21 protein-coding genes are annotated in these 19,982 nt (G+C 72.0%); 11 read left to right on the top strand and 10 right to left on the bottom strand.

The window, feature by feature from the left end; translation table 11 throughout:
• Nucleotides 1–22 precede the first annotated feature (22 nt).
• From IEZ04_RS20940 to IEZ04_RS20925, 4 genes are all read left to right on the top strand, one after another.
• Complete coding sequence (locus IEZ04_RS20940) at nucleotides 23–679, top strand: MBL fold metallo-hydrolase (RefSeq protein WP_189218453.1); 657 nt, start codon at nucleotides 23–25, stop codon at nucleotides 677–679.
• A 192-nt stretch (nucleotides 680–871) separates the two neighbouring features.
• Complete coding sequence (locus tag IEZ04_RS20935) at nucleotides 872–1,759, top strand: ABC transporter substrate-binding protein (RefSeq protein ID WP_189218452.1); 888 nt, start codon at nucleotides 872–874, stop codon at nucleotides 1,757–1,759.
• Nucleotides 1,756–2,646: an amino acid ABC transporter permease gene (locus tag IEZ04_RS20930; protein WP_189218451.1), complete on the top strand. Its 891-nt coding sequence runs from the start codon at nucleotides 1,756–1,758 to the stop codon at nucleotides 2,644–2,646. The genes IEZ04_RS20935 and IEZ04_RS20930 overlap by 4 nt, the downstream gene beginning before the upstream one ends.
• Nucleotides 2,647–2,675: 29 nt before the next feature.
• Nucleotides 2,676–3,410, top strand: a complete 735-nt coding sequence (locus tag IEZ04_RS20925; RefSeq protein WP_189218484.1) for an amino acid ABC transporter ATP-binding protein — start codon at nucleotides 2,676–2,678, stop codon at nucleotides 3,408–3,410.
• 44 nt (nucleotides 3,411–3,454) lie between these two features.
• Here the strand turns inward: IEZ04_RS20925 and aroQ are convergent, their stop codons facing one another.
• Nucleotides 3,455–3,928 carry a type II 3-dehydroquinate dehydratase gene (aroQ, locus tag IEZ04_RS20920; protein WP_189218450.1) on the bottom strand — a complete coding sequence of 158 codons (474 nt, stop codon included), beginning with the start codon at nucleotides 3,926–3,928 and terminating at the stop codon, nucleotides 3,455–3,457.
• A gap of 167 nt (nucleotides 3,929–4,095) precedes the next feature.
• Here aroQ and IEZ04_RS20915 point away from each other — a divergent pair, with 167 nt between their 5' ends.
• On the top strand, nucleotides 4,096–5,370 hold the full coding sequence (locus IEZ04_RS20915; RefSeq protein ID WP_189218483.1) for an MFS transporter: 1,275 nt from the start codon (nucleotides 4,096–4,098) through the stop codon (nucleotides 5,368–5,370).
• 54 nt (nucleotides 5,371–5,424) lie between these two features.
• On the opposite strand, the gene IEZ04_RS20910 is transcribed toward IEZ04_RS20915, so the two are convergent.
• The 5 genes from IEZ04_RS20910 to IEZ04_RS20890 form a co-directional block, all read right to left on the bottom strand.
• Entirely contained in the window at nucleotides 5,425–6,525 is a 1,101-nt protein-coding gene (locus IEZ04_RS20910; protein WP_189218449.1) for a calcium:cation antiporter, read from the bottom strand.
• Nucleotides 6,526–6,676: 151 nt separating this feature from the next.
• Nucleotides 6,677–7,678 carry a TerC/Alx family metal homeostasis membrane protein gene (locus IEZ04_RS20905; RefSeq protein ID WP_189218448.1) on the bottom strand — a complete coding sequence of 334 codons (1,002 nt, stop codon included), beginning with the start codon at nucleotides 7,676–7,678 and terminating at the stop codon, nucleotides 6,677–6,679.
• A gap of 390 nt (nucleotides 7,679–8,068) precedes the next feature.
• On the bottom strand, nucleotides 8,069–8,647 hold the full coding sequence (locus IEZ04_RS20900; RefSeq protein ID WP_189218447.1) for a TerD family protein: 579 nt from the start codon (nucleotides 8,645–8,647) through the stop codon (nucleotides 8,069–8,071).
• A gap of 166 nt (nucleotides 8,648–8,813) precedes the next feature.
• The gene (gene uvrB / locus IEZ04_RS20895; RefSeq protein WP_189218446.1) at nucleotides 8,814–10,949 is read right to left on the bottom strand and encodes an excinuclease ABC subunit UvrB; all 2,136 of its coding nucleotides are present in this window, start codon (nucleotides 10,947–10,949) and stop codon (nucleotides 8,814–8,816) included.
• A 40-nt stretch (nucleotides 10,950–10,989) separates the two neighbouring features.
• Nucleotides 10,990–11,865, bottom strand: a complete 876-nt coding sequence (locus IEZ04_RS20890; protein WP_189218445.1) for an MHYT domain-containing protein — start codon at nucleotides 11,863–11,865, stop codon at nucleotides 10,990–10,992.
• A 281-nt stretch (nucleotides 11,866–12,146) separates the two neighbouring features.
• On the opposite strand from IEZ04_RS20890, the gene IEZ04_RS20885 reads away from it, so the two are divergent.
• From IEZ04_RS20885 to IEZ04_RS20870, 4 genes are read left to right on the top strand one after another with little or no spacing between them, the layout of a single operon-like run.
• Nucleotides 12,147–13,025, top strand: a complete 879-nt coding sequence (locus tag IEZ04_RS20885; RefSeq protein WP_189218444.1) for a glycerophosphodiester phosphodiesterase — start codon at nucleotides 12,147–12,149, stop codon at nucleotides 13,023–13,025.
• A 37-nt stretch (nucleotides 13,026–13,062) separates the two neighbouring features.
• Nucleotides 13,063–13,617, top strand: a complete 555-nt coding sequence (locus IEZ04_RS20880; RefSeq protein WP_189218443.1) for a methylated-DNA--[protein]-cysteine S-methyltransferase — start codon at nucleotides 13,063–13,065, stop codon at nucleotides 13,615–13,617.
• 60 nt (nucleotides 13,618–13,677) lie between these two features.
• Nucleotides 13,678–14,586: a pseudouridine-5'-phosphate glycosidase gene (locus IEZ04_RS20875; protein WP_189218442.1), complete on the top strand. Its 909-nt coding sequence runs from the start codon at nucleotides 13,678–13,680 to the stop codon at nucleotides 14,584–14,586.
• A complete protein-coding gene (locus IEZ04_RS20870; RefSeq protein WP_189218441.1) occupies nucleotides 14,583–15,515 on the top strand; it encodes a carbohydrate kinase family protein in 933 nt (310 codons plus the stop codon). Before IEZ04_RS20875 ends, IEZ04_RS20870 begins: the two co-directional genes overlap by 4 nt.
• Before the next feature lie 88 nt (nucleotides 15,516–15,603).
• On the opposite strand, the gene IEZ04_RS20865 is transcribed toward IEZ04_RS20870, so the two are convergent.
• The 3 genes from IEZ04_RS20865 to IEZ04_RS20855 all read right to left on the bottom strand — a co-directional run bounded on the left by IEZ04_RS20865 (nucleotide 15,604) and on the right by IEZ04_RS20855 (nucleotide 17,751).
• The gene (locus IEZ04_RS20865) at nucleotides 15,604–16,410 is read right to left on the bottom strand and encodes a class I SAM-dependent methyltransferase (protein WP_189218440.1); all 807 of its coding nucleotides are present in this window, start codon (nucleotides 16,408–16,410) and stop codon (nucleotides 15,604–15,606) included.
• Nucleotides 16,411–16,526: 116 nt separating this feature from the next.
• A complete protein-coding gene (locus tag IEZ04_RS20860; protein ID WP_189218439.1) occupies nucleotides 16,527–16,955 on the bottom strand; it encodes a CBS domain-containing protein in 429 nt (142 codons plus the stop codon).
• A 112-nt stretch (nucleotides 16,956–17,067) separates the two neighbouring features.
• Nucleotides 17,068–17,751: a nucleoside/nucleotide kinase family protein gene (locus tag IEZ04_RS20855; protein ID WP_189218438.1), complete on the bottom strand. Its 684-nt coding sequence runs from the start codon at nucleotides 17,749–17,751 to the stop codon at nucleotides 17,068–17,070.
• A 70-nt stretch (nucleotides 17,752–17,821) separates the two neighbouring features.
• Between IEZ04_RS20855 and IEZ04_RS20850 the strand changes: the two genes are divergently transcribed.
• Nucleotides 17,822–18,505, top strand: a complete 684-nt coding sequence (locus IEZ04_RS20850) for a DUF2293 domain-containing protein (RefSeq protein ID WP_189218437.1) — start codon at nucleotides 17,822–17,824, stop codon at nucleotides 18,503–18,505.
• A 114-nt stretch (nucleotides 18,506–18,619) separates the two neighbouring features.
• Nucleotides 18,620–19,099, top strand: a complete 480-nt coding sequence (locus tag IEZ04_RS20845) for an anthrone oxygenase family protein (RefSeq protein WP_189218436.1) — start codon at nucleotides 18,620–18,622, stop codon at nucleotides 19,097–19,099.
• A gap of 77 nt (nucleotides 19,100–19,176) precedes the next feature.
• On the opposite strand, the gene IEZ04_RS20840 is transcribed toward IEZ04_RS20845, so the two are convergent.
• Complete coding sequence (locus IEZ04_RS20840) at nucleotides 19,177–19,980, bottom strand: SAM-dependent methyltransferase (RefSeq protein WP_189218435.1); 804 nt, start codon at nucleotides 19,978–19,980, stop codon at nucleotides 19,177–19,179.
• Between the last annotated feature and the right edge of the window lie 2 nt (nucleotides 19,981–19,982).

Below are 19,982 nucleotides of genomic sequence, written 5' to 3'. Positions count from 1 at the left end.
ACCGCGCCCTAGACTGACCGTCATGACGTACAGCGGAGCGGTGAAGGTCGGCGGCCCGGCGGACGTGCACGAACTGCAGGACCTGATGATCTCCAAGGTCGCGGTCGGCCCGATGGACAACAACGCGTACCTCCTGCGCTGCCGGGCCACGGACGAGCAACTGCTGATCGACGCGGCGAACGACGCGGACACGCTGCTCACGCTGATCGGTGACGACGGCATCACGTCCGTCGTCACCACCCACCAGCACGGTGACCACTGGCAGGCGCTGGCCGAGGTCGTGGCGGCCACGGGCGCGCGGACGTACGCGGGACGCGACGACGCCGGCGGCATCCCGGTGCCGACCGACGTCCTGGTCGACGACGGCGACACCATCAGCGTGGGGCACGTCCGGCTGACCGCGCGCCACCTGGTGGGTCACACGCCCGGCTCCATCGTCCTCGTCTACGACGACCCGCACGGGCACCCGCACGTGTTCACGGGCGACTGCCTCTTCCCGGGCGGGGTGGGCAACACCCGCAAGGACCCGAAGGCCTTCGCCAGTCTGATCCACGACGTCGAGACGAAGATCTTCGACGCGCTCCCGGACGAGACCTGGGTCTACCCTGGCCACGGCAACGACACGACGCTGGGCGTGGAGCGCCCGCAGCTGCCGGAGTGGCGCGCACGGGGCTGGTGAACCCCCGCGCGCGGGACCTGTCCGGGAGTTCACGGACCGGGAGTTCGCGGACCTGGAGTTCACGGGACGGGAGTTCACGGACCGGGAGTTCACGGACCGGGAGTTCACGAAAATGCAACGCCCGTTCCCATCATGCGGACGATTGCCTAATTGACCTCGACAGACCGGTCACCGCGCTGCCACTCTCCCGCCATGCCTCTCGCCGCTGGAGCACTCCGCACCCCGCGCGCGCCGCGCCGCGCCCTGTCCGCCGCCGTCGCGCTGTTCGCCGTCACCGCCGGCTGCGCCCCGCAGCCGGAGGAGAGCGCCTCCGGCTCCCCGCAGGAGACGTGCGCCGAGGGGCGGTTGGCGACGGAGACCACCGGCAAGCTGACCGTCGCCACCGACGAGCCCGCCTACGAGCCCTGGTTCAAGGACGGTGACCCGGCGGGCGGCGAGGGCTTCGAGTCGGCCGTCGCGTACGCCGTGGCCGAGGAGCTCGGCTACGGCAGGGACGACGTCGTCTGGCGAACCGTGCCCTTCAACAAGGCCTTCGCACCCGGCGAGAAGTCCTTCGACTTCGACATCAACCAGGTGTCGATCAGCGAGGAACGCAAGAAGGCGGTGGACTTCTCCTCCGGCTACTACGACGTCCGCCAGGCCGTCGTCGCGCTGAAGGACTCCCCGGCGGCGAAGGCGACGGGCGTCGACGGACTGAAGGGCCTGAAGCTGGGCGCCCAGGTCGGCACCACCAGCCTCGACTACATCGACGACCTGGTGCGGCCGGACCAGGAGGCCGCCGCCTTCGCCAAGAACGACCAGGCGAAGTCGGCGCTGCGGAACGGCCAGGTGGACGCCATCGTGGTCGACCTGCCGACCGCCTTCTACATCACCTCGGCGGAAGTGACGGACGCGAGGATCGTCGGGCAGTTCGAGAACCGCGGCGGCGCGGTCGAGCAGTTCGGTCTCGTCCTCGACAAGGGCAGCCCCCTCACCCCGTGCGTGACGGACGCCGTGGACGCCCTGCGCGAGGACGGCACCCTGGCGGCGATCGAGAAGCAGTGGCTGTCCGACGCCGTCGACGCCCCGGTGCTGCGGTGACGGTCACCAAGGGGGAGCCCGCGCGGGACGACACGGAGGACCCGTACGTCCCCTCCGCGCGGCGGACCGAGCGGGAGGCGTACAAGCGTGCCCGCGCCCGCCGGGCGACCGCCGTGGCCGCGCTGTCGACCCTCGTCACGGGCGTCGTCCTGTACCTCCTCGTCGTCAACGCGCCGGGCTGGCCGCGCACCAAGGAGACGTTCTTCGACCGGGGATACGCGCGCGAGGCGTTCCCGGTGGTCCTCCGGGGGCTGTGGCTCAACCTCCGGCTGCTGCTGGTGTGCGGCGCCGCGGTGCTCGTCCTCGGCATGCTGCTGGCGGTCGCGCGCACGCTGCGCGGCCCCGTCTTCTTCCCGCTGCGCGCACTGGCCGCCGCGTACACGGACTTCTTCCGCGGGCTGCCCCTGATCATCAACCTGATGATCGTCGTCCTGGGTGTCCCCGCGCTGCGGCTGACGGGCGTCACGGTCGACCCGGTGCTGCTGGGCGGCGCGGCGCTGACGCTGACGTACTCGGCGTACGTGGCGGAGGTGTTCCGCGCGGGAATCGAGTCCGTGCACCCCTCGCAGCGGGCGGCGGCGCGCTCGCTGGGGCTGACCAACCGGCAGGCGCTGCGGCACGTGGTGCTGCCGCAGGCGGTGCGCCGCCAGGTGCCGCCCCTGCTGAACGACCTGGTGTCGCTGCAGAAGGACACCGGGCTGGTGTCGATCGGCGGCGCGGTGGACGCGGTCCGCGCGGCGGACATCATCGTGGGCCGCAGCCTCAACTACACGCCGTACATCGTCGCCGGACTGGTCTTCGTGGCGCTGACCATTCCGATGACCCGTTTCACGGACTGGGTGACGGCCCGGACGGCCCGTCGGCGCGCCCAGGGAGGAGCCCTGTGAGCCGTGTGAGCGACGCGCCCGTGCTGCGCATGGAGTCCGTCCGCAAGACGTTCGGCTCCACGGTCGTGCTGCGCGACGTCGGCCTGGAGGTCGCCCCGCACACCGTGACGGCGCTGATCGGTGCCTCCGGCTCCGGCAAGTCGACGCTGCTGCGGTGCGCCAACCTGCTGGAGGAGATCGACGACGGGGCGATCTGGCTGGACGGAGAGGAGATCACCGATCCGCGGGTCGACCAGGACGCGGTGCGCCGCCGGATCGGCGTGGTCTTCCAGGCGTACAACCTCTTCCCGCACATGACCGTGCTGGAGAACGTCACGCTCGCCCCGCGCCGCGTGCACGGGGTGCCCCGCGCGGAGGCCGAGGAGCGCGCGCGGGAACTGCTCGGCCGGCTGGGCCTCGGCGGCAAGGCGGAGGAGTACCCGGACCGGCTCAGCGGCGGTCAGCAGCAACGGGCCGCGATCGTCCGCGCGTTGGCCGTGCGGCCCCGGCTGCTGCTCCTGGACGAGATCACCGCCGCCCTCGACCCGGAACTGGTGGGCGAGGTCCTCGCCGTCGTCCGGGGCCTGAAGGACGAGGGCATGACCATGGTGCTGGCCACGCACGAGATGGGGTTCGCGCGCGAGATCGCGGACCAGGTGTGCTTCCTCGACGCGGGTGCGGTCGTGGAACGCGGCACCGCCGAGGAGGTGTTCGGCAACCCCCGGCAGGAGCGCACCCGGCGCTTCCTGCGGCGCGTCGTCGGCACCGACGCGGGGCGGCCGTAGTCCCGGGACGGGAGTTGTCCGGGGCCCGGGGCCCCCGGACCGCCTCAGGCCTCGGCCTGCCCCGTTCCCGCCAGGGCCGCGACGCGTTCCACGGCGAACACGTACCCCTGCACCCCGCACCCCGCGATGACCCCGTCGGCGCGGAGCGAGACGTACGAGTGGTGCCGGAACTGCTCGCGCCGGTGGATGTTGGAGATGTGCACCTCCAGCACGGGCAGGCCGTCGCAGGCGTTGAGCGCGTCGAGGATCGCCACGGACGTGTGCGAGTAGGCGCCGGGGTTGATCACGATGCCGGCGTGGCTCAGCCGCGCCTCCTGGATCCAGTCGACCAGTTCGCCCTCGTGGTTGGACTGCCGGAAGTCGATCGTGCCCCCGTGCGCGGCGGCCGCCCCGACGCACAGCGCCTCGACGTCGGCGAGCGTGTCCGAGCCGTAGATCTCGGGCTGGCGTTGGCCCAGGAGGTTCAGGTTGGGCCCGTTGAGGACCATGATCGGGGCGTTGGCGAGGGTGCGGGGCACGATTCCTCCGGTCCGGTCGGTCGGCTGGTCCGCACGGGTACGGCCCGGCGGCTCGAACTCGGTTTATCACGATGCGCCGACGTCACTACCGTGCGCCCCCGTAACCAGTGGTTACTCAGGGTAGTTTTCGCGGCATGCAGCCAGCACACTCCGTGAGAACACCGTCCATGCTGCGGCTCGCGTGCGCCTCGCTCGCCGGGACGGCCATCGAGTTCTACGACTTCTTCGTGTACGGCACCGCCGCCGCGCTGGTCCTCGGGCCGCTGTTCTTCCCCACGGTCTCGCCGACGGCGGGCACGCTCGCGGCCTTCGCGACCTTCGGCGCCGGGTTCGTGGCCCGCCCCCTGGGCTCGGTGCTCTTCGGGCACATCGGGGACCGGCACGGGCGGCGGCCGGTGCTCGTCGCCTCCCTGCTGCTCACGGGCGGGGCGACGGTCGCCGTGGGCTGCGTGCCGACGTACGACACGATCGGTCTCGCCGCTCCGGCGCTCCTGCTGGGTCTGCGCTTCCTGCAGGGGCTGGGCCTCGGCGGGGAGTGGGGCGGTGCCGTGCTGCTGACGGCCGAGCACGCGCCGGCCGAGCGGCGCGGACTGTGGTCGAGCTTTCCGCAGATCGGTCCGGCGGTGGGGTTCCTGCTGGCCAACGGCGTGATGCTGGTCCTGTCGGCGGTGCTGTCGGACGCGCAGTTCGCGTCCTGGGGCTGGCGGGTGCCCTTCTGGGCGGCCGGCGTGCTCGCCGTGGCCGGTCTGTGGCTGCGCTCCTCGCTCACCGAGAGCCCGCAGTTCCTGGGGATCGACGACCACGCGCGCGTGCCGCTCGCCGCGGTGGTGCGGGACCACTGGCGGCTGGTGCTGCTGACGGCCGGGGCGCTGTCGGTCGGGTACGCCGTGTTCTACACGGTGACGACATGGTCCCTCGCCTACGCGACCGAGCACCTGGGGGTGGGCCGTACCGTCATGCTGGCGTGCGTCATGGCCGCCGTGCTGGTGAAGGGGGCGCTGACGCCGGTGGTGGCCCATCTGGGCGACCGGTTCGGCCGGCGGCCGCTGTGCCTGATCGGCAGCGCGGCCTGCGCCCTGTGGATGTTCCCACTGATCGGCCTGCTGGCGACCGGTGAGCCGCTGCTGATGTTCCTCGGCTTCCTGGTGGCGGTGCTCGCGTTCATCACCATGTTCGCCGTCATCTCCGCGTACCTGCCGGAGCTGTACGAGCCCCGGGTGCGCTGCACGGGCGCCGCCGTGGGCTACAACCTGGGCGGGGTGCTCGGCGGGGCACTCACGCCGATCGTGGCGACGGCCCTGGCCCAGGGCGAACGGGTGCCCTGGGGGGTGGCCGCGTATCTGACGGGCGTCGCGCTGCTGAGTCTGGGCTGCTTCGCGCTGCTGCCGGAGACCCGGCCGGTCCGGCCGGTGACGGCGGGGGCGGAGGCCACGGTGGGGTGAGCGAGGCGGCGGAGCCGGTGGCGCAGCCGGGGCGACGGGCCCCCGGAAGGCGCGTCACGGATTGGCGGCCAGTTCCAGGAACGCCAGGAACAGCACCAGGTGCACACCGCCCTGGAGCGGTGTCGCCCGCCCGGGAGCCACCGTGAGGACACCCACCACGACGGTCAGCGCGAGCAGCACCATATGGGTGGCGCCGAGACCGAGGACGAGCGGTCCGGAGAGCCAGACGGACGCGAGGGCGACCGCCGGAATGGTCAGGCCGATGCTGGCCATCGCGGAGCCGAGCGCGAGGTTCAGACTGGTCTGCACCCGGTCGCGGCGGGCCGCGCGCAGCGCCGCGATGGTCTCCGGGAGCAGCACGAGCAGAGCGATGACCACACCGACGACGGCGTGCGGCAGCCCGGCCGCCGAGACGCCCGACTCGATGGTCGGCGAGACGCCCTTGGCGAGACCCACCACGCCCACGAGCGCCAGTCCGAGCAGGCCGAGGCTGACCATGGCGGTGCGGGTGGTCGGCGCTTCGGCGTGCTCGTCCTCGGTGATCACCTCGCCGTGCTGGGTGAGCGGCAGGAAGTAGTCGCGGTGGCGCACGGTCTGGGTGGTCACGAAGAGCCCGTACAGGAGCAGCGAGGCCAGCGCGGCGAAGATGAGCTGGAAGGTGGTGAACTCGGGACCCGGCGCGCTGGTGGTGAAGGTGGGGACCACTAGGCAGAGCGTGGCGAGTGTGGCGACCGTTCCGAGGGCGGCGCCGGTGCCCTCGGCGTTGAACACCGCGACTCGGTGGCGGAGCGAGGCCACGAGGAGGCTCAGACCCACGATGCCGTTGCAGGTGATCATCACGGCCGCGAAGACCGTGTCACGGGCGAGGGTCGCGCTCTTGTCCCCGCCGTCGATCATCAGCGTGACGATCAGAGCGACCTCGATGATCGTGACGGCGACGGCCAGGACCAGCGAGCCGAAGGGTTCGCCCACGCGGTGCGCGACGACCTCGGCGTGGTGGACGGCGGCCAGGACGGCCCCGGCGAGCACCAGCGTGACCAGGGCCACCACCAGGCCCGGCAGGTCTCGCCCCCAGGTGAGGACCAGCAGGATGACTGCGGCCACCGGGGTGACCGTCGTCCATTGCAGCACACGCGATCCAAGGCGAACGACCATGCGATGATCTTCGCACATACGGCCGTACTCCCGCATTCCGGTCCTCGTGGGACGTTCTCCGCATTCGGGAAGGAACGGGCGAGCACCGGGAGCGGTGGACGGCGCGTGCCGTTCACCGCTCCCGGTGCCGGGATCGGTCAGCGAGGAGGCGTCAGGCCTCGATGCTGTCCTTGTCCTTCGAGCCGGCGTCGGTCTTCCGCTGCTCGGCCTCCGCCTGCTTCTTGGAGGCGATCAGGCTGGTGATCGTGGTGATGACCAGGACACCGCAGATCACGCCGAGCGAGACCGGAATGGTGATCTCGGGAACGTGGACGCCGGACTCGTGCAGCGCGTGCAGCACCAGCTTGACGCCGATGAAGCCGAGGATCACGGACAGGCCGTAGGAGAGGTGGACCAGCTTCTTCAGCAGACCACCGATGAGGAAGTACAGCTGGCGCAGACCCATCAGGGCGAACGCGTTGGCCGTGAAGACGATGTACGGGTCCTGGGTCAGGCCGAAGATCGCCGGGATGGAGTCGAGCGCGAAGAGGATGTCGGTCGAGCCGATCGCGAGCATCACGACCAGCATCGGCGTCATGACGCGCTTGCCGTTCTGCTCGATCCACAGCTTGGTTCCGTGGTACCGGTCGGCCACACCGAAGCGGCGCTCGATCGTCTTGAGGAGCTTGTTCTCCTCCCACTCCTCCTCGTCCTCGTCGGCACGGGCCTCCTGGATGAGCTTCCACGCGGTGTAGATGAGGAAGGCACCGAAGATGTAGAAGACCCAGGAGAAGCTGGAGATGATCGCGGCGCCCGCGGCGATGAATATCGCGCGGAGCACCAGGGCCACCAGTACGCCGACGAGCAGCACGCGCTGCTGGTACTGCGTGGGCACGGCGAACTTCGCCATGATCAGGACGAAGACGAAGAGGTTGTCGACACTCAGCGACTTCTCGGTGATGTAACCGGCGAAGAACTCTCCGGAGGCCTGGCCGTCACCGAAGACGGCGAGACCGAGTCCGAAGATCGCGGCGAGGACGATCCAGACGATCGTCCAGATACCGGCTTCCTTGATGGATACGTCATGGGGCTTGCGGCCGATGAAGAAATCGACCGAGATCAGGGCGATGAGGCCCGCGATCGTCAGGACCCACAGGGTCGTGGAAACTTCCACTGCTGCGCCTCCGGCAGTACTAAACGGCAATGTCAGCGTCGTCGCTACCGGAGGTCTCTTCCACCCGGGGCACCGGTGACGCGGACGCGCCTGGAGCCGCCGGGCCGACGCCCCGGGACCCGGCTCGATCACTCGCGCCTGATCCGTATTGACGGGGTCGCCGCAGGGCAGGGAGTACTCCCCTCCGTGCGGTAGAGAGTACCCGAATTACCAAGGAAAGGTAAAGGAGTCAGTAAAGGGGATACCAAGTGCGCTGCTCACAGCCGCACCCGAGCCGGGCAGGCGTCGCTCCGACACTCGCCCCACGAGTCGGAGCGAGTCCGGGAGCGGCAGGTTCCGCCCCGGCCCCCGGACCGGCTCGGCCACCCTCGCCTTCGTCCCCGAGCCCTGCTACAGCACCGGCAGGATCGCCGGCATCAGGTCCTGGAAGGTGCGGCCGTCGGCCGGGACGCCGAGGGCGGTCATCTGCCAGCCGCTGCCCGTGCGGTGCACCTTGGCCATGAGCTGGGCGGTGTACGCGCCGCCGCCCGCGAGCGTGTACCGGGCGAGCTCCTGGCCGTTGGTCTCGTCGACCAGGCGGCAGAACGCGTTCTCCACCTCCTGGAAGGTCTGGCCGGTGAAGGAGTTCACGGTGAACACGATCTGGTCGATGTGGACCGGGACGCGCTCGAGGTCGACGAGGACGGCCTCGTCGTCGCCGCCCCGGCCGACCCCGCCGACGAGGTTGTCACCGGTGTGCCGGACGGAACCGTCGTCGCTGACGAGGTGGCGGAAGAAGACGACGTCGACGGGCTGCTTGTCCGCGAACAGCACGGCGGAGGCGTCGAGGTCGATCTGCCGGGTGCGGGAGCCGAACAGTCCGCGCCGGGGAGCGGCCTGCCAGCCCAGCCCCATGCGCACCGCGGTCAGCGTGCCCCCGTCGTTCTTCCGCAGGCTGATCGCCTGCCCCTTGGTCATGTTGACCGTCACGCCGTTCCCCTCTCGGGCTTCTCCCCTGTTGCCGCGGAACCCGCGGTTGCCCGCACCCTACGGTTCCGCGTCGGCAGCGCCGAAGCCCGGACCGCGCATTGTGCCGGTCCTGCAACACGGCGCGTCCGTCCCCCGCCGGGCCGACCGGGCCCGGCGGGCGGGGGCGTCAGGCCAGGCCCGCCTCCTTCATCTGGCGCAGTTCCTTCTTCATCTCGGAGACCTCGTCGCGCAGCCGGGCGGCGACCTCGAACTGGAGCTCGGCGGCTGCCGCGCGCATGCGCTCCGTCATCTGCTCGATCTGCTCGGCGAGCGCCGCGGCCGGGCGGTCGGTCGGCACGGTCCGGGCGGCCTTGCCCTTGGCCGCCTTGGTGCCCTTGTCCGCCTTGCCCAGGGAGGGCACCGGGGCCTTGGCGCCCTTGCCGTCCTTGAGGTTGCGGTAGCCGGTGCCGAGCAGCTGCTCGGTGTCCACGTCCTCGCGGGCGATCTGCGCCACGATGTCGTTGATCTTCTTGCGCAGCGGCTGCGGGTCGATGCCGTTCGCCGTGTTGTACGCGATCTGCTTCTCCCGGCGGCGGTTGGTCTCGTCGATGGCCCGCTCCATCGCCGGAGTGATCTTGTCGGCGTACATGTGGACCTGGCCGGAGACGTTGCGCGCGGCGCGGCCGATGGTCTGGATGAGGGAGGTCCCGGAGCGCAGGAAGCCCTCCTTGTCGGCGTCGAGGATCGCCACCAGGGACACCTCGGGCAGGTCGAGCCCCTCCCTGAGCAGGTTGATGCCGACCAGGACGTCGTACTCACCGGCGCGCAGTTCGCGCAGCAGCTCGACGCGGCGCAGGGTGTCGACGTCGCTGTGCAGGTAGCGGACCTGGATGCCGAGCTCGACGAAGTAGTCCGTGAGGTCCTCGGCCATCTTCTTGGTGAGCGTGGTGACGAGGACGCGTTCGTCCTTCTCGGTGCGCTTGCGGATCTCGTGCACCAGGTCGTCGATCTGGCCCTCGGTGGGCTTGACCACGACCTCGGGGTCGACCAGGCCGGTGGGGCGGATGATCTGCTCGACGTGGCCGTCCGCGCGCGAGAGCTCGTACTGCCCTGGGGTCGCGGACAGGTACACGGTCTGGCCGATGCGCTCCGAGAACTCCTCCCACTTCAGCGGGCGGTTGTCCAGCGCGGAGGGCAGCCGGAAGCCGTGGTCGACGAGGGTGCGCTTGCGGGAGGCGTCGCCCTCGTACATCGCGCCGATCTGCGGGACGGTGACGTGCGACTCGTCGATGACGAGGAGGAAGTCCTCGGGGAAGTAGTCCAGCAGCGTGTTCGGCGGCGAGCCGGGCGAGCGGCCGTCGAAGTGCATCGAGTAGTTCTCCACGCCGGAGCAGGTGCCGATCTGGCGGAGCATCTCGATGTCGTACGTGGTGCGCATGCGCAGCCGCTGGGCCTCCAGCAGCTTGCCCTGGCGTTCCAGCTCGGCCAGGCGCTCGGTGAGCTCCTTCTCGATGTCGTTCACCGCGCGCTCCAGGCGCTCGGGGCCCGCGACGTAGTGGGACGCCGGGAAGACGTAGAGCTGCCGGTCGTCGCTGATGACCTCGCCGGTGAGCGGGTGCAGGGTGGAGAGGGCCTCGATCTCGTCGCCGAACATCTCGATGCGGACGGCGAGCTCCTCGTACACCGGGAAGATCTCGATGGTGTCGCCGCGGACGCGGAAGGTGCCGCGGGTGAACGCCATGTCGTTGCGCGTGTACTGGATGTCGACGAAGCGGCGCAGCAGGTCGTCGCGGTCGATCTCGTCACCGACCCGGAGGGGGACCATCCGGTCCACGTACTCCTGCGGCGTACCGAGGCCGTAGATGCAGGAGACGGAGGCGACCACGACGACGTCGCGACGGGTGAGCAGCGAGTTGGTCGCGGAGTGGCGCAGCCGCTCCACCTCCTCGTTGATCGAGGAGTCCTTCTCGATGTACGTGTCCGACTGGGGGACGTACGCCTCGGGCTGGTAGTAGTCGTAGTACGAGACGAAGTATTCGACGGCGTTGTTCGGCAACAGCTCGCGGAACTCGTTCGCCAGCTGGGCGGCCAGTGTCTTGTTCGGCGCCATCACGAGGGTGGGGCGCTGAAGCTTCTCGATCATCCACGCGGTGGTGGCGGACTTGCCGGTGCCGGTCGCGCCCAGCAGGACGACGTCCTTCTCACCTGCTTCGACGCGCCGGGCGAGCTCGGCGATGGCCGTCGGCTGGTCACCGCTCGGCTGGTAGGGGCTGACGACCTCGAAGGGCGCCCCCGTGCGTTCGATCTCTGTTACGGGCCGCATGGCATCAACCGTACGACCCCGCACTGACAACGGGCCGCGTTCACCAGTTCTGCGGGGTGCGGGAGCCCGGGTGCCGGGGCTGGCGGTGGTACCGGCGGGCCCGGACGACCTCGCGTCCGCCCGGGTGCGAGGAGGTGGCGTGGGCCGGGATGCCGGGGCGGGGGGCCTCGGCGTCCCAGTCGATCCGGCCCGTGACCATCCGCGGGTCGAACATCACGACGGCGCCGGCGAGGCAGAGGAGCAGGAGCGGGCCGATCAGCATCGGCCCGAGCAGGGCTCCGGCCGACTCGCCGGCCGGGGTGCCGTCCGTGTCGTGGAGGTGGACGGTGAGGGCCGCCATGCCCGTGTAGTGCATACCGGTGACCGCGAGCCCCATGACGACACTGGCGCCGACGCTCCACAGGAAGCCGCGGACCTGTCCGGCCGCCCAGAGGGCGGCGATCGCGGCCACGACGGCTATGACGACCGAGGCGCCGACGGTGAGGGTGTTGTACCTCAGCTCGCCGTTGAGCCGCATTCCGGCCATTCCCAGGTAGTGCATCGAGGCCACGCCCAGCCCCGTGATCGTGCCCCCGGTGAACAGGGCCGTGCCCTTCGCGCCCCGGTGACCGACGATGAAGATCCCGATGCCGACCATGACGACGGCGACGGCGAGGCTCGCGAACGTCGTCGGCGCGTCGTAGTGGACGGGCGTCTCCCTGACCTGGAAACCCGTCATCGCGATGAAGTGCATGGTCCATATGCCCGAGCCGATCGCCGCGGAGCCCATGGCGAGCCAGCCGGCCCGCCGGGAGCGGGTCCCGAGCATCGATCTCATCGTGCAGCGCAGACCGAGCGCGCCGCCGAGGCAGGCCATGAGAAAGGCCACCACTGGTGTGACGAGTCCGTAACTGAGGCCGTCGACCGTGCCCTGCATTCGCGGCTGCCCTTCCCGCCTGTCGTATCCGTTGATCCGGTGAAATGTCCCGCACCAGACCGCGGCAACGGTCGTGGCTGAAGCAGAGAGTATGACCCTGCCGGAATGGTCGAACGATATTCCGGCAAAGAAACACGGAGCTGCCCCACTTGTGCGGTGGCCGTGAGCACGCTCGGGCAGCACCATCGGACCGTGGCCGTCCTGCACCCTTCCTGCCCCTGCCCCCTGACACTCCGCTGTCACTCTTGAGCAGTCCGCGAGTACCTATGCGAGGAGTACGCATGCACGTGCGTTCCGTTGCCGCCCTGGCCTCCGCGTGTGCGGGAGTGATCACCGCCCTCCTGCTGCCCCCTGCCGCCGCCCACGCGGTCCCCGAGACCGACCGCCCGGTCGTCGTGGCGCACCGCGGGGCCTCCGCCTACGCGCCCGAGAACACTCTGGCAGCCGTCGACAAGGCCGCCGGCATGGGCTTCGACTGGGTCGAGAACGACGTCCAGCGCACCAGGGACGGCGAGCTCGTCGTGGTCCACGACGCGTCCCTCGCGCGGACCACGGACGTGGAGGAGCTCTACCCCGGCCGGTCGCCGTGGAACGTGCGGGACTTCACCGCCGCGGAGATCGCGCGCCTGGACGCGGGCAGCTGGTTCGACTCCCGGTACGCGGGCGCGCGCGTGCCGACCCTGGAGCAGTACGTGCGGCGTGTGACGCGCAACCACCAGAAGCTCGTGCTGGAGATCAAGAATCCCGAGCTCTACCCGGGCATCGAGCGGCAGACGCTCAAGGTGCTGTCCAACGAGGGCTGGCTCAGCCCCTGGCGCCTGCGGTCCGGGCTCGTCGTGCAGAGCTTCAGCGCGGACAGCGTGCGCACGGTGCACGAGCTGCGCCCGGGCGTGCGGACCGGTTTCCTGGGCGCCCCCGCGGTCGCCGACCTGCCGGAGTACGCGACGTTCGCCGACCAGATCAACGCGCCGTACAAGACGCTCTCCCGCGCCTACGTCGCCGCCGTCCACGCGCACGACGGACCCCACGACGATCCGCTGCGCACACTCACCTGGACCGTGGACGACGCGGCGAGCGCCCGTCGGGTCGCCGGGTACGGCGTGGACGGCATCATCACGAACGTCCCCGACGTCGTCCGCGAGGCGACGGGCGGCCGGTGAGGCGGCGTTGTCAGTGGCCCGCCGTACGGTGGGGCGCATGAACAGCCATGGGCAGGACGGGCGGCGGCTCGTGTGGGCCGTCGTCGGCACGGACATCGGTCCGCTGCTGCTGGCCGCGACGGGCGACGGCCTGGTGAGCGTGGCGTTCCACGCCACGGACGCGGTCCGCGCGAAGACCCTGGACCGGCTCGCCGCCCGGCTCGGCACCGAGCCGGCCGAGGCCCCGGACGCACCGCTGCTGGCCGAGGCGATACGTCAGGTCGCGGCGTACCTCGCGGGCGGGCGCCGTGACTTCGAGCTGCCGCTGGACTGGTCGCTGAGCTCCGGCTTCAACCGCCGGGTGCTGCGCGAGCTGGCGACCGGCGTCCCGTACGGCACGGTCGTGCACTACGGCGAGCTGGCCGGCCGGGTGGGGCAGCCGGGCGCGGCCCAGGCGGTGGGCATCGCCATGGGGTCCAATCCGCTGCCGGTCGTGGTGCCGTGCCACCGGGTCGTGGAGAGCGACGGCGGGATCGGCGGTTTCGGGGGAGGCCTGGAGACCAAGCGGAAGCTGCTGGCCCTGGAAGGGGTGCTTCCAGAACCTCTGTTCTAGAACCCGTTGAGATCCGGCGAGTACCGCTGGAGCTCCGGACGGACGACAGGAGGCAGGCACGTGGTGCTGGTGGTGTCCGAAGAGGTACGGGAGGCGCTCGACGCCCGCCGTCCCGTGGTGGCCCTGGAGTCCACGATCATCGCGCACGGGCTGCCCCGCCCGCGCAACCTGCGGGTGGCGCTGGAGCTGGAGGAGACCGTACGGCGGGAGGGCGCCGTACCGGCGACCGTCGCCGTGCTCGACGGAAGACCTCATGTCGGCCTGGACGGGGCCCGGTTGGAGCGGGTCGCGGACGAGGCCGGCATGCGCAAGCTGGGCCACCGGGACCTGCCGCTCGCGGTGGCGACCTGTGCGAGCGGCGCGACGACCGTGTCGGCGACCGCGCTGCTGGCGGCGCACGCGGGCGTACGGGTGTTCGCGACGGGCGGGCTCGGCGGGGTGCACCGCGCGTGGACGGAGACGCAGGACGAGTCGGCCGATCTGGGACTGCTGGCGCGCACGCGCGTCACGGTGGTCTGCGCGGGCGTGAAGTCGGTCTTGGACGTGCCGGCGACGCTGCAGCGGCTGGAGACGCTCGGGGTCGCGGTCGCCGGATACGACACCGAGCGCTTCCCCGGCTTCTACCTGTCCGACTCGGGGCACCCGGTGGACTGGACGCTCCGTTCGCCCCGGGAGGTCGCCGACGTCATGCGCGCGCAGGACGTGCTCGGCGGGCCGGGGTCGGCGCTGATCGTCGCCAATCCCGTGCCCGAGGAGGAGCAGCTCGCCCCGGAGCTGCACGCACGCGTGCTGGCGGACGCGCTGCGCGCCTGCGCGGCGGAGGGCGTCTCCGGTCAGGCGGTCACACCGTTCCTGCTGGACCACCTGGTGCGGCACACCGACGGCGCGTCGCTGGAGGCCAACCTGGCGGCGGTGCGCGGCAACGTGCGGCTGGCGGGGCGGATCGCCGCGGCCTGGGCCGAGGGATGAGCGCGCCCGGGAGTGCCCTGCTCGTCGTCGGGGACGTCGTGACGGACGTCGTGGCCCGGCACCGCGGGCCGCTCGCGCCGGGCACCGACACGGCCGCCGCGGTCCGGACGCTCCCGGGCGGCGCGGGCGCCAACGTGGCCTGCTGGGCGGCGTACCGGGGAGTCGCGGACGTACGGCTGCTCGGGCGGGTCGGCGCGGACGCTGCGGCGTGGCACGAGAGGGAGCTGCGGGCCGCGGGGGTGCGGCCCCGCCTGGTGGTCGACGCGCGGGCACCGACGGCGACGGTGATCTGCCTGGTGGACACGGGCGCCTCGGCCGAGCGCACGTTCCTCACCGACAGCGGCGCCGCGCTGCGGCTCGCCCCCGGTGACTGGTCGGACTCCCTGCTCGACGGGGCGGGACGGCTGCATCTGTCGGGCTACCTGTTCTTCTCCGAGCCGGGCCGGGCGCTCGTGGCGGTGGCCCTGGACGCGGCACGCGCGCGTGGGGTGCCGGTGACTGTGGACCCGGCGTCGGCGGGGTTCCTCGCCCTGCTGGGGGCCGACCGCTACCTGGGGCTCGTCCGGGGCGTCGACGTGCTGCTGCCGAGCCGTGCCGAGGCGCACCTGCTGACCGGACTGCCCGACCCGGCGGACGCGGCGGCCGAGTTGAGCCGCCACGTGCCCCTGGTGGTCGCCAAGCAGGGCGCCGACGGGGCGCTGGTCGCCCGCGCGGGCGCCGTCCGGACGCGCGTTCCCGCGGCCTCCGCCGAGCCGCTCGACACCACGGGCGCGGGTGACGCCTTCACCGGAGGGTTCCTCGCCGCGCTGCTCGCGGGCGCGGAGACGGAGGAGGCCGTGGCCGAGGGGTGCGCGGCGGGGGCGCTGGCGGTGGCGAGGGTGGGCGGACGGCCGCTCTCGCCGTCCGAGCCGTCCGAGCGATCCGCCTGACTCAGGGGGCGGCACGGACGGCGGCGGCGCAGACGGCGAGGAACAGCCGAGGCAGGTGGCCCCCACCGCCCCGCCCGTCTCACCCGTCTCACTCCTTCCTCCCCCAGGCGGAGATCATCGGCGCCGTGGCCACGTCCAGGCCGCCGGAGGCCACGGTCGCGAGATGGCGGTCGATGTCCTCCTCGGTGGCGAGACGCGACGCGACGAGTTCCGCCCGGACCTGACGGATCGTCGCCGACTCCAGGGCGGCGCACGCGGGCGCGGCGACCGGGAAGTACGCCTCGGCCCGCACACCGCGCAGGCCGCCCTCGCGGAGCAGGCGCGGAAGGCTGCGGCCGTACGCGAGGTCGACGCCGCGCCTGGTGAGCAGGGTGCGGAACGCCTGGCGCAGCCGGTTCGCCAGCTGCTGTTCGGGCCCGTGCTCGTCGGGACAGGCCAGCGGCTGGAGGGCCGGGTCGGCGTCCTCCACCAGCAGCCGTCCGCCGGGGCGCAGGGCCCTGATCATCGAGCGCACCGCCCGCTGCCGGTCCGTCACGTGCACGAGGGCGAGCCGGGCGTGCACCAGGTCGAAGCCCTCCCCCGGCGGATCGTCCGCGCCCACGTCGTGCACGTGCGCCTCGACGGGCGGGCGGGCGACCGGGGCCATCCACGAGGTGTCGGCGCCGGTCGCCAGGACCCTGCCCGTCGGGCCGACCTTCTTGGCCAGCCAGGAGATGACGGAGGTGCCGCCCGCGCCGACCTCCCAGCAGCGCCAGCCGGACCCGAGCCCGAAGCCCTCGATGTGCCGGAACGTCGTGGGATCGAAGAGAGGCGCGAAGGCGTCGAGGCGCGCGCCCGCCTCCGTCGCCGTGAGGCCCTGCCGGTGACCGAGAAGATGTCCATTTGTTCGCATCATGGAGCGATCATCCCATTAGACCGGCTTGCCCGGTTCGCGCGACGCTCCCACAGCCCCGGTCAGCGGGCCGGCCCCCACAGCCCCGGTCAGCGGGCCGGCCCCCGGCGGACAGCGGGTCAGCGCGTGGCGCTCTCCGCGTACACGCTCTCGGCCCAGTGCGCGATCTGGTCGTCCGGCAGGTGCCGGGCCAGGTCCGCCTCGCTGATCATGCCGACGAGACGCTTGTCCCGGATCACCGGCAGCCGGCGGATCTGGTGCCCCGTCATCTCCTCCAGCACCTCGCTGACGTCGGCGTCCGCGTCGATCCAGCGCGGCGTGCCCTTGGCCATCTGCCCGGCCGTGACCCGCGCCGGGTCGTGCCCCAGGGCCACGCACCCGACGACGATGTCCCGGTCGGTGAGGATGCCGCAGAGGCGTTCGTTCTCGTCGCTGATGGGCAGGGCGCCCACGCCCAGCTCGCGCATGAGCTGGGCGGCGCGGTCCAGGGTCTCGTGCGCGGGGATCCACTGCGCGCCCCGGTGCATGATCTCTCCGGCGGTGGTCATGGCGTACCTCCCGGTACCGGACGGCCGGCGCGGCGCGGGACGCACCGCGTGTCCCGGCCTCCCACATTCTCGCCGCATCGCCGGGACGGCGCACCCCCGGGCGACGCCGTCCTCATCGGTTCCGGGACGCGCCGCCGGAGGTGCCGGACCCGCCGGACCCGTTCCAGGCGGGGTGCCGCGGATCGTCGGCGCGTACGAGGACGTCCGCCGTGGCGGCCGGGTCGGTCTCGGCCTCGTAGCGCTCGTGGGCGGGCAGCGTCCAGTGCTCGGCCTGTGGGGTACGGCGGCGCAGGGCGCCCCGGGAGAGGCCGATGTGGACGGTCAGGTCGAAGGGGAACCAGTGCTTCAGCAGGAGCGGGCCGTGCAGCAGCAGCACCCCGCCGGGCGGCAGTTCGGCGTACGGACTGCGGGTGGCGCGGTCGGTGACGGGGTCCCACAGGTCGGGCAGGACCCGGCCGGTCCCGCCGGGTTCGAGCGGGCCGAAGACCTCGCGCCACAGGGCGGGGACGTCGAACCAGCCGTCGTAGTACGCCTCCACGTCCTCGTGCCCGTACTCGAACCGGAGGGACGCGGGCCGCAGGAAGCCCCCGGTGCCGACGACCAGCGAGGGGCGCCCGCGCAGCCGCAGCGCCTCGGACACGCGCCGGGCGAGGTCGCCGGGGCGGGCGGCCGGGGCTCCGTCGAACGCGACGCGCGGCCGGCTGCCGCCGTCGTCCGGTTCCAGGTCGAGCAGGCGGTCGGCGAGAACATCGCCGAGCCGTTCCCAGGTGATCGCTTCGAGTCGCACACGGCCCATGATGGATCACCGCCCATGATGGATCACCGCCCATGATGAACGACGGGCCGCTCCGGGGAATGAACCGCCCATGACAGCGTCCTCGGCTCCCCCGCCCGGTACCGGGCTCCTCGTCATCCAGGCGGTCAGGAAGAAGCACTGCGCCGAGTGCCGGAGCGGGCCGTTGCCGTTGCTGGTGCTGGAGGGCGGTGTGCCGCGCTGCCTGGACTGTGCCGACCTCGGGCACCTGGTCTTCCTGCCGCGGGGCGACACGGCGCTGACGCGCAGGTCGCGGGAGGAGAGCACGCTGTCCGCCGTGGTCGTGCGGTTCGACCGGCGCCGGAGCCGGTACGAGCGGCAGGGCGTCCTCGTCGAGGAGGCGGCGCTCGCCCGCGCCGAGCGGCGCTGCCTCCTCGACGAGGAGGCCCGGCGCCGGCGCCGGCTGCGGGACGCCGAGCGGCGGGCGGCGGAGGACGTGCGGTTCACGGACGCGTTCGCGGCCGAGATCCGGCGGCTGTTCCCCGGCTGCCCCGACGAGCGGGCGCGGGCGGTCGCCGCGCACGCCTCCCTGCGCGGCAGCGGCCGGGTGGGACGGAGCGCCGCGGGGCGGGCGCTGTCCGAGGCCGCGGTGGTCTCGGCGGTCGCCGCGTCCGTACGGCACGTGGACACGCCGTACGACCAGCTGCTGATGAGCGGAGTCCCCCGGCCCGAGGCGCGCCGGCGGATCGCGGGGCTGGTGGACGAGACGCTGGGCCGGTGGCGGGCGGCGGGGTGAGGACGGCCGCGCCGAGCACGCATGTACCCGCCCGCGCCTCGCGGCCATGGTGCACGCGCGCCTGAGGTACTTCACTGGTGCGCGGGGAACGACGGGAGGGATACGGGGGTGGACATGATCGACGGACCGTACTTCGTGCTGACGGTGCTGGGTGTCCTGGGGACGGGGCTGGTGGCGGGGGTGTTCTGCGGGTTCTCGACGTTCGTGATGAAGGGGCTGGCCGCGCTGCCGCCCGCGCAGGGCATGACCGCGATGCGGGCGGTCAACGTCGCCGCGCTGACGCCCGCCTTCATGACTCTGTTCATGGGGACGACGGTGCTGTGCGCCGTACTGACCGTGACGACGTTCGTGCGGTGGCCGGACGAGGGGGCGGTGGAGGTACTGCTGGGCAGCGCGCTCCACCTGTTCGGGAGCTTCGGGGTCACGGCCGCCGCGAACGTGCCGCGCAACGAGGCGCTGGCGAGGCTGGAGCCGGGCACCCCGGAGGCCGACGCGTACTGGCGGACGTACGTCGGCGAGTGGACGGCGTGGAACCACGTCCGCACCGTCGCCTCGGCCGCCGCGGCGCTCTTCTACGTGCTGGCCCTGACCTGACGGGCCTGCCGCGCCGCGGCAGGCCCGTCACGGCACGGGCGCGCGGTGGCCGCCCCGGCGGACCACCGCGCGACGTGTCAGGGCTTGCGTCCCACCGCCGCGTACCCGGGGACCACGTCGTCGTCCTGCCCGGGCACCGGATCGCCCAGTTCGGGGTGCCAGTCGACGACCAGCGACACACCGGGATCGACGAGTTCGAGGTTCTCGAAGAAGCGGCCGACCTCGTCCCGCGAACGCAGGGCGAGGGTGATGCCGCCGGCCTTGTACGTCTCGGTCGCCTCCTTCGACTTCTGCGGCGTGAAGTCCGCCGAGGCGTGGGACACCACCAGGTGGCTGCCGGAGGGCAGCTCGGACATCAGCCGGTCCACCAGCTCGTAGGCGCCGTCCTCGTCGGTGACGAAGTGCAGCAGCGCGACGAGCGAGAGGGCCACGGGCTCCCGGAAGTCCAGCACCTTCCGGGCCTGCTCGATGATGCTGTCCGGTTGCCGCACGTCGGCCTGCACGTACTCGGTCACACCCTCGGGGGTGCCCCGCAGCAGGGCGGCCGCGTGGGCCAGCACGATCGGATCGTTGTCGCAGTAGACCACGCGGGCGTCGGGCACGACCCGCTGGGCGATCTGGTGCAGGTTGGGCTCGGTCGGGATGCCCGTGCCGATGTCCAGGAACTGCCGCACCCCGTTCTCGGCCAGCCAGCGCGTGGCGCGGTGCATGAAGGCGCGGTTGACCTGGGCCAGCACCTTGGCGCGCGGCTCCAGGGCCATGATCTTGCGGCCCAGTTCCTCGTCGACCGGGTAGTTGTCCTTGCCGCCGAGGTACCAGTCGTACGTCCGCGCCGGATGCGGTCTGCTCGTGTCGAGGTTCAGGGGGCCCTGCCCGGTCATGA

Source organism: Streptomyces ruber, assembly GCF_014648075.1.
Taxonomy (GTDB): Bacteria; Actinomycetota; Actinomycetes; order Streptomycetales; family Streptomycetaceae; genus Streptomyces; species Streptomyces ruber.
The sequence above is the reverse complement of the archived record's forward strand: the minus strand, read 5'-3'. Positions and strand labels throughout refer to the sequence as shown.

What these genes read in the sequence shown, in the direction of transcription:
- IEZ04_RS20940 (WP_189218453.1), top strand. Translation starts at nt 23, where the DNA reads ATGACGTACAGCGGAGCGGTGAAGGTCGGCGGCCCGGCGGACGTGCAC.
- IEZ04_RS20935 (WP_189218452.1), top strand. Translation starts at nt 872, where the DNA reads ATGCCTCTCGCCGCTGGAGCACTCCGCACCCCGCGCGCGCCGCGCCGC.
- IEZ04_RS20925 (WP_189218484.1), top strand. Translation starts at nt 2,676, where the DNA reads ATGGAGTCCGTCCGCAAGACGTTCGGCTCCACGGTCGTGCTGCGCGAC.
- IEZ04_RS20915 (WP_189218483.1), top strand. Translation starts at nt 4,096, where the DNA reads ATGCTGCGGCTCGCGTGCGCCTCGCTCGCCGGGACGGCCATCGAGTTC.
- IEZ04_RS20910 (WP_189218449.1), bottom strand. Translation starts at nt 6,525, where the DNA reads ATGGTCGTTCGCCTTGGATCGCGTGTGCTGCAATGGACGACGGTCACC.
- uvrB (WP_189218446.1), bottom strand. Translation starts at nt 10,949, where the DNA reads ATGCGGCCCGTAACAGAGATCGAACGCACGGGGGCGCCCTTCGAGGTC.
- IEZ04_RS20890 (WP_189218445.1), bottom strand. Translation starts at nt 11,865, where the DNA reads ATGCAGGGCACGGTCGACGGCCTCAGTTACGGACTCGTCACACCAGTG.
- IEZ04_RS20885 (WP_189218444.1), top strand. Translation starts at nt 12,147, where the DNA reads ATGCACGTGCGTTCCGTTGCCGCCCTGGCCTCCGCGTGTGCGGGAGTG.
- IEZ04_RS20880 (WP_189218443.1), top strand. Translation starts at nt 13,063, where the DNA reads ATGAACAGCCATGGGCAGGACGGGCGGCGGCTCGTGTGGGCCGTCGTC.
- IEZ04_RS20870 (WP_189218441.1), top strand. Translation starts at nt 14,583, where the DNA reads ATGAGCGCGCCCGGGAGTGCCCTGCTCGTCGTCGGGGACGTCGTGACG.
- IEZ04_RS20865 (WP_189218440.1), bottom strand. Translation starts at nt 16,410, where the DNA reads ATGATGCGAACAAATGGACATCTTCTCGGTCACCGGCAGGGCCTCACG.
- IEZ04_RS20860 (WP_189218439.1), bottom strand. Translation starts at nt 16,955, where the DNA reads ATGACCACCGCCGGAGAGATCATGCACCGGGGCGCGCAGTGGATCCCC.
- IEZ04_RS20855 (WP_189218438.1), bottom strand. Translation starts at nt 17,751, where the DNA reads ATGGGCCGTGTGCGACTCGAAGCGATCACCTGGGAACGGCTCGGCGAT.
- IEZ04_RS20850 (WP_189218437.1), top strand. Translation starts at nt 17,822, where the DNA reads ATGACAGCGTCCTCGGCTCCCCCGCCCGGTACCGGGCTCCTCGTCATC.
- IEZ04_RS20845 (WP_189218436.1), top strand. Translation starts at nt 18,620, where the DNA reads ATGATCGACGGACCGTACTTCGTGCTGACGGTGCTGGGTGTCCTGGGG.
- IEZ04_RS20840 (WP_189218435.1), bottom strand. Translation starts at nt 19,980, where the DNA reads ATGACCGGGCAGGGCCCCCTGAACCTCGACACGAGCAGACCGCATCCG.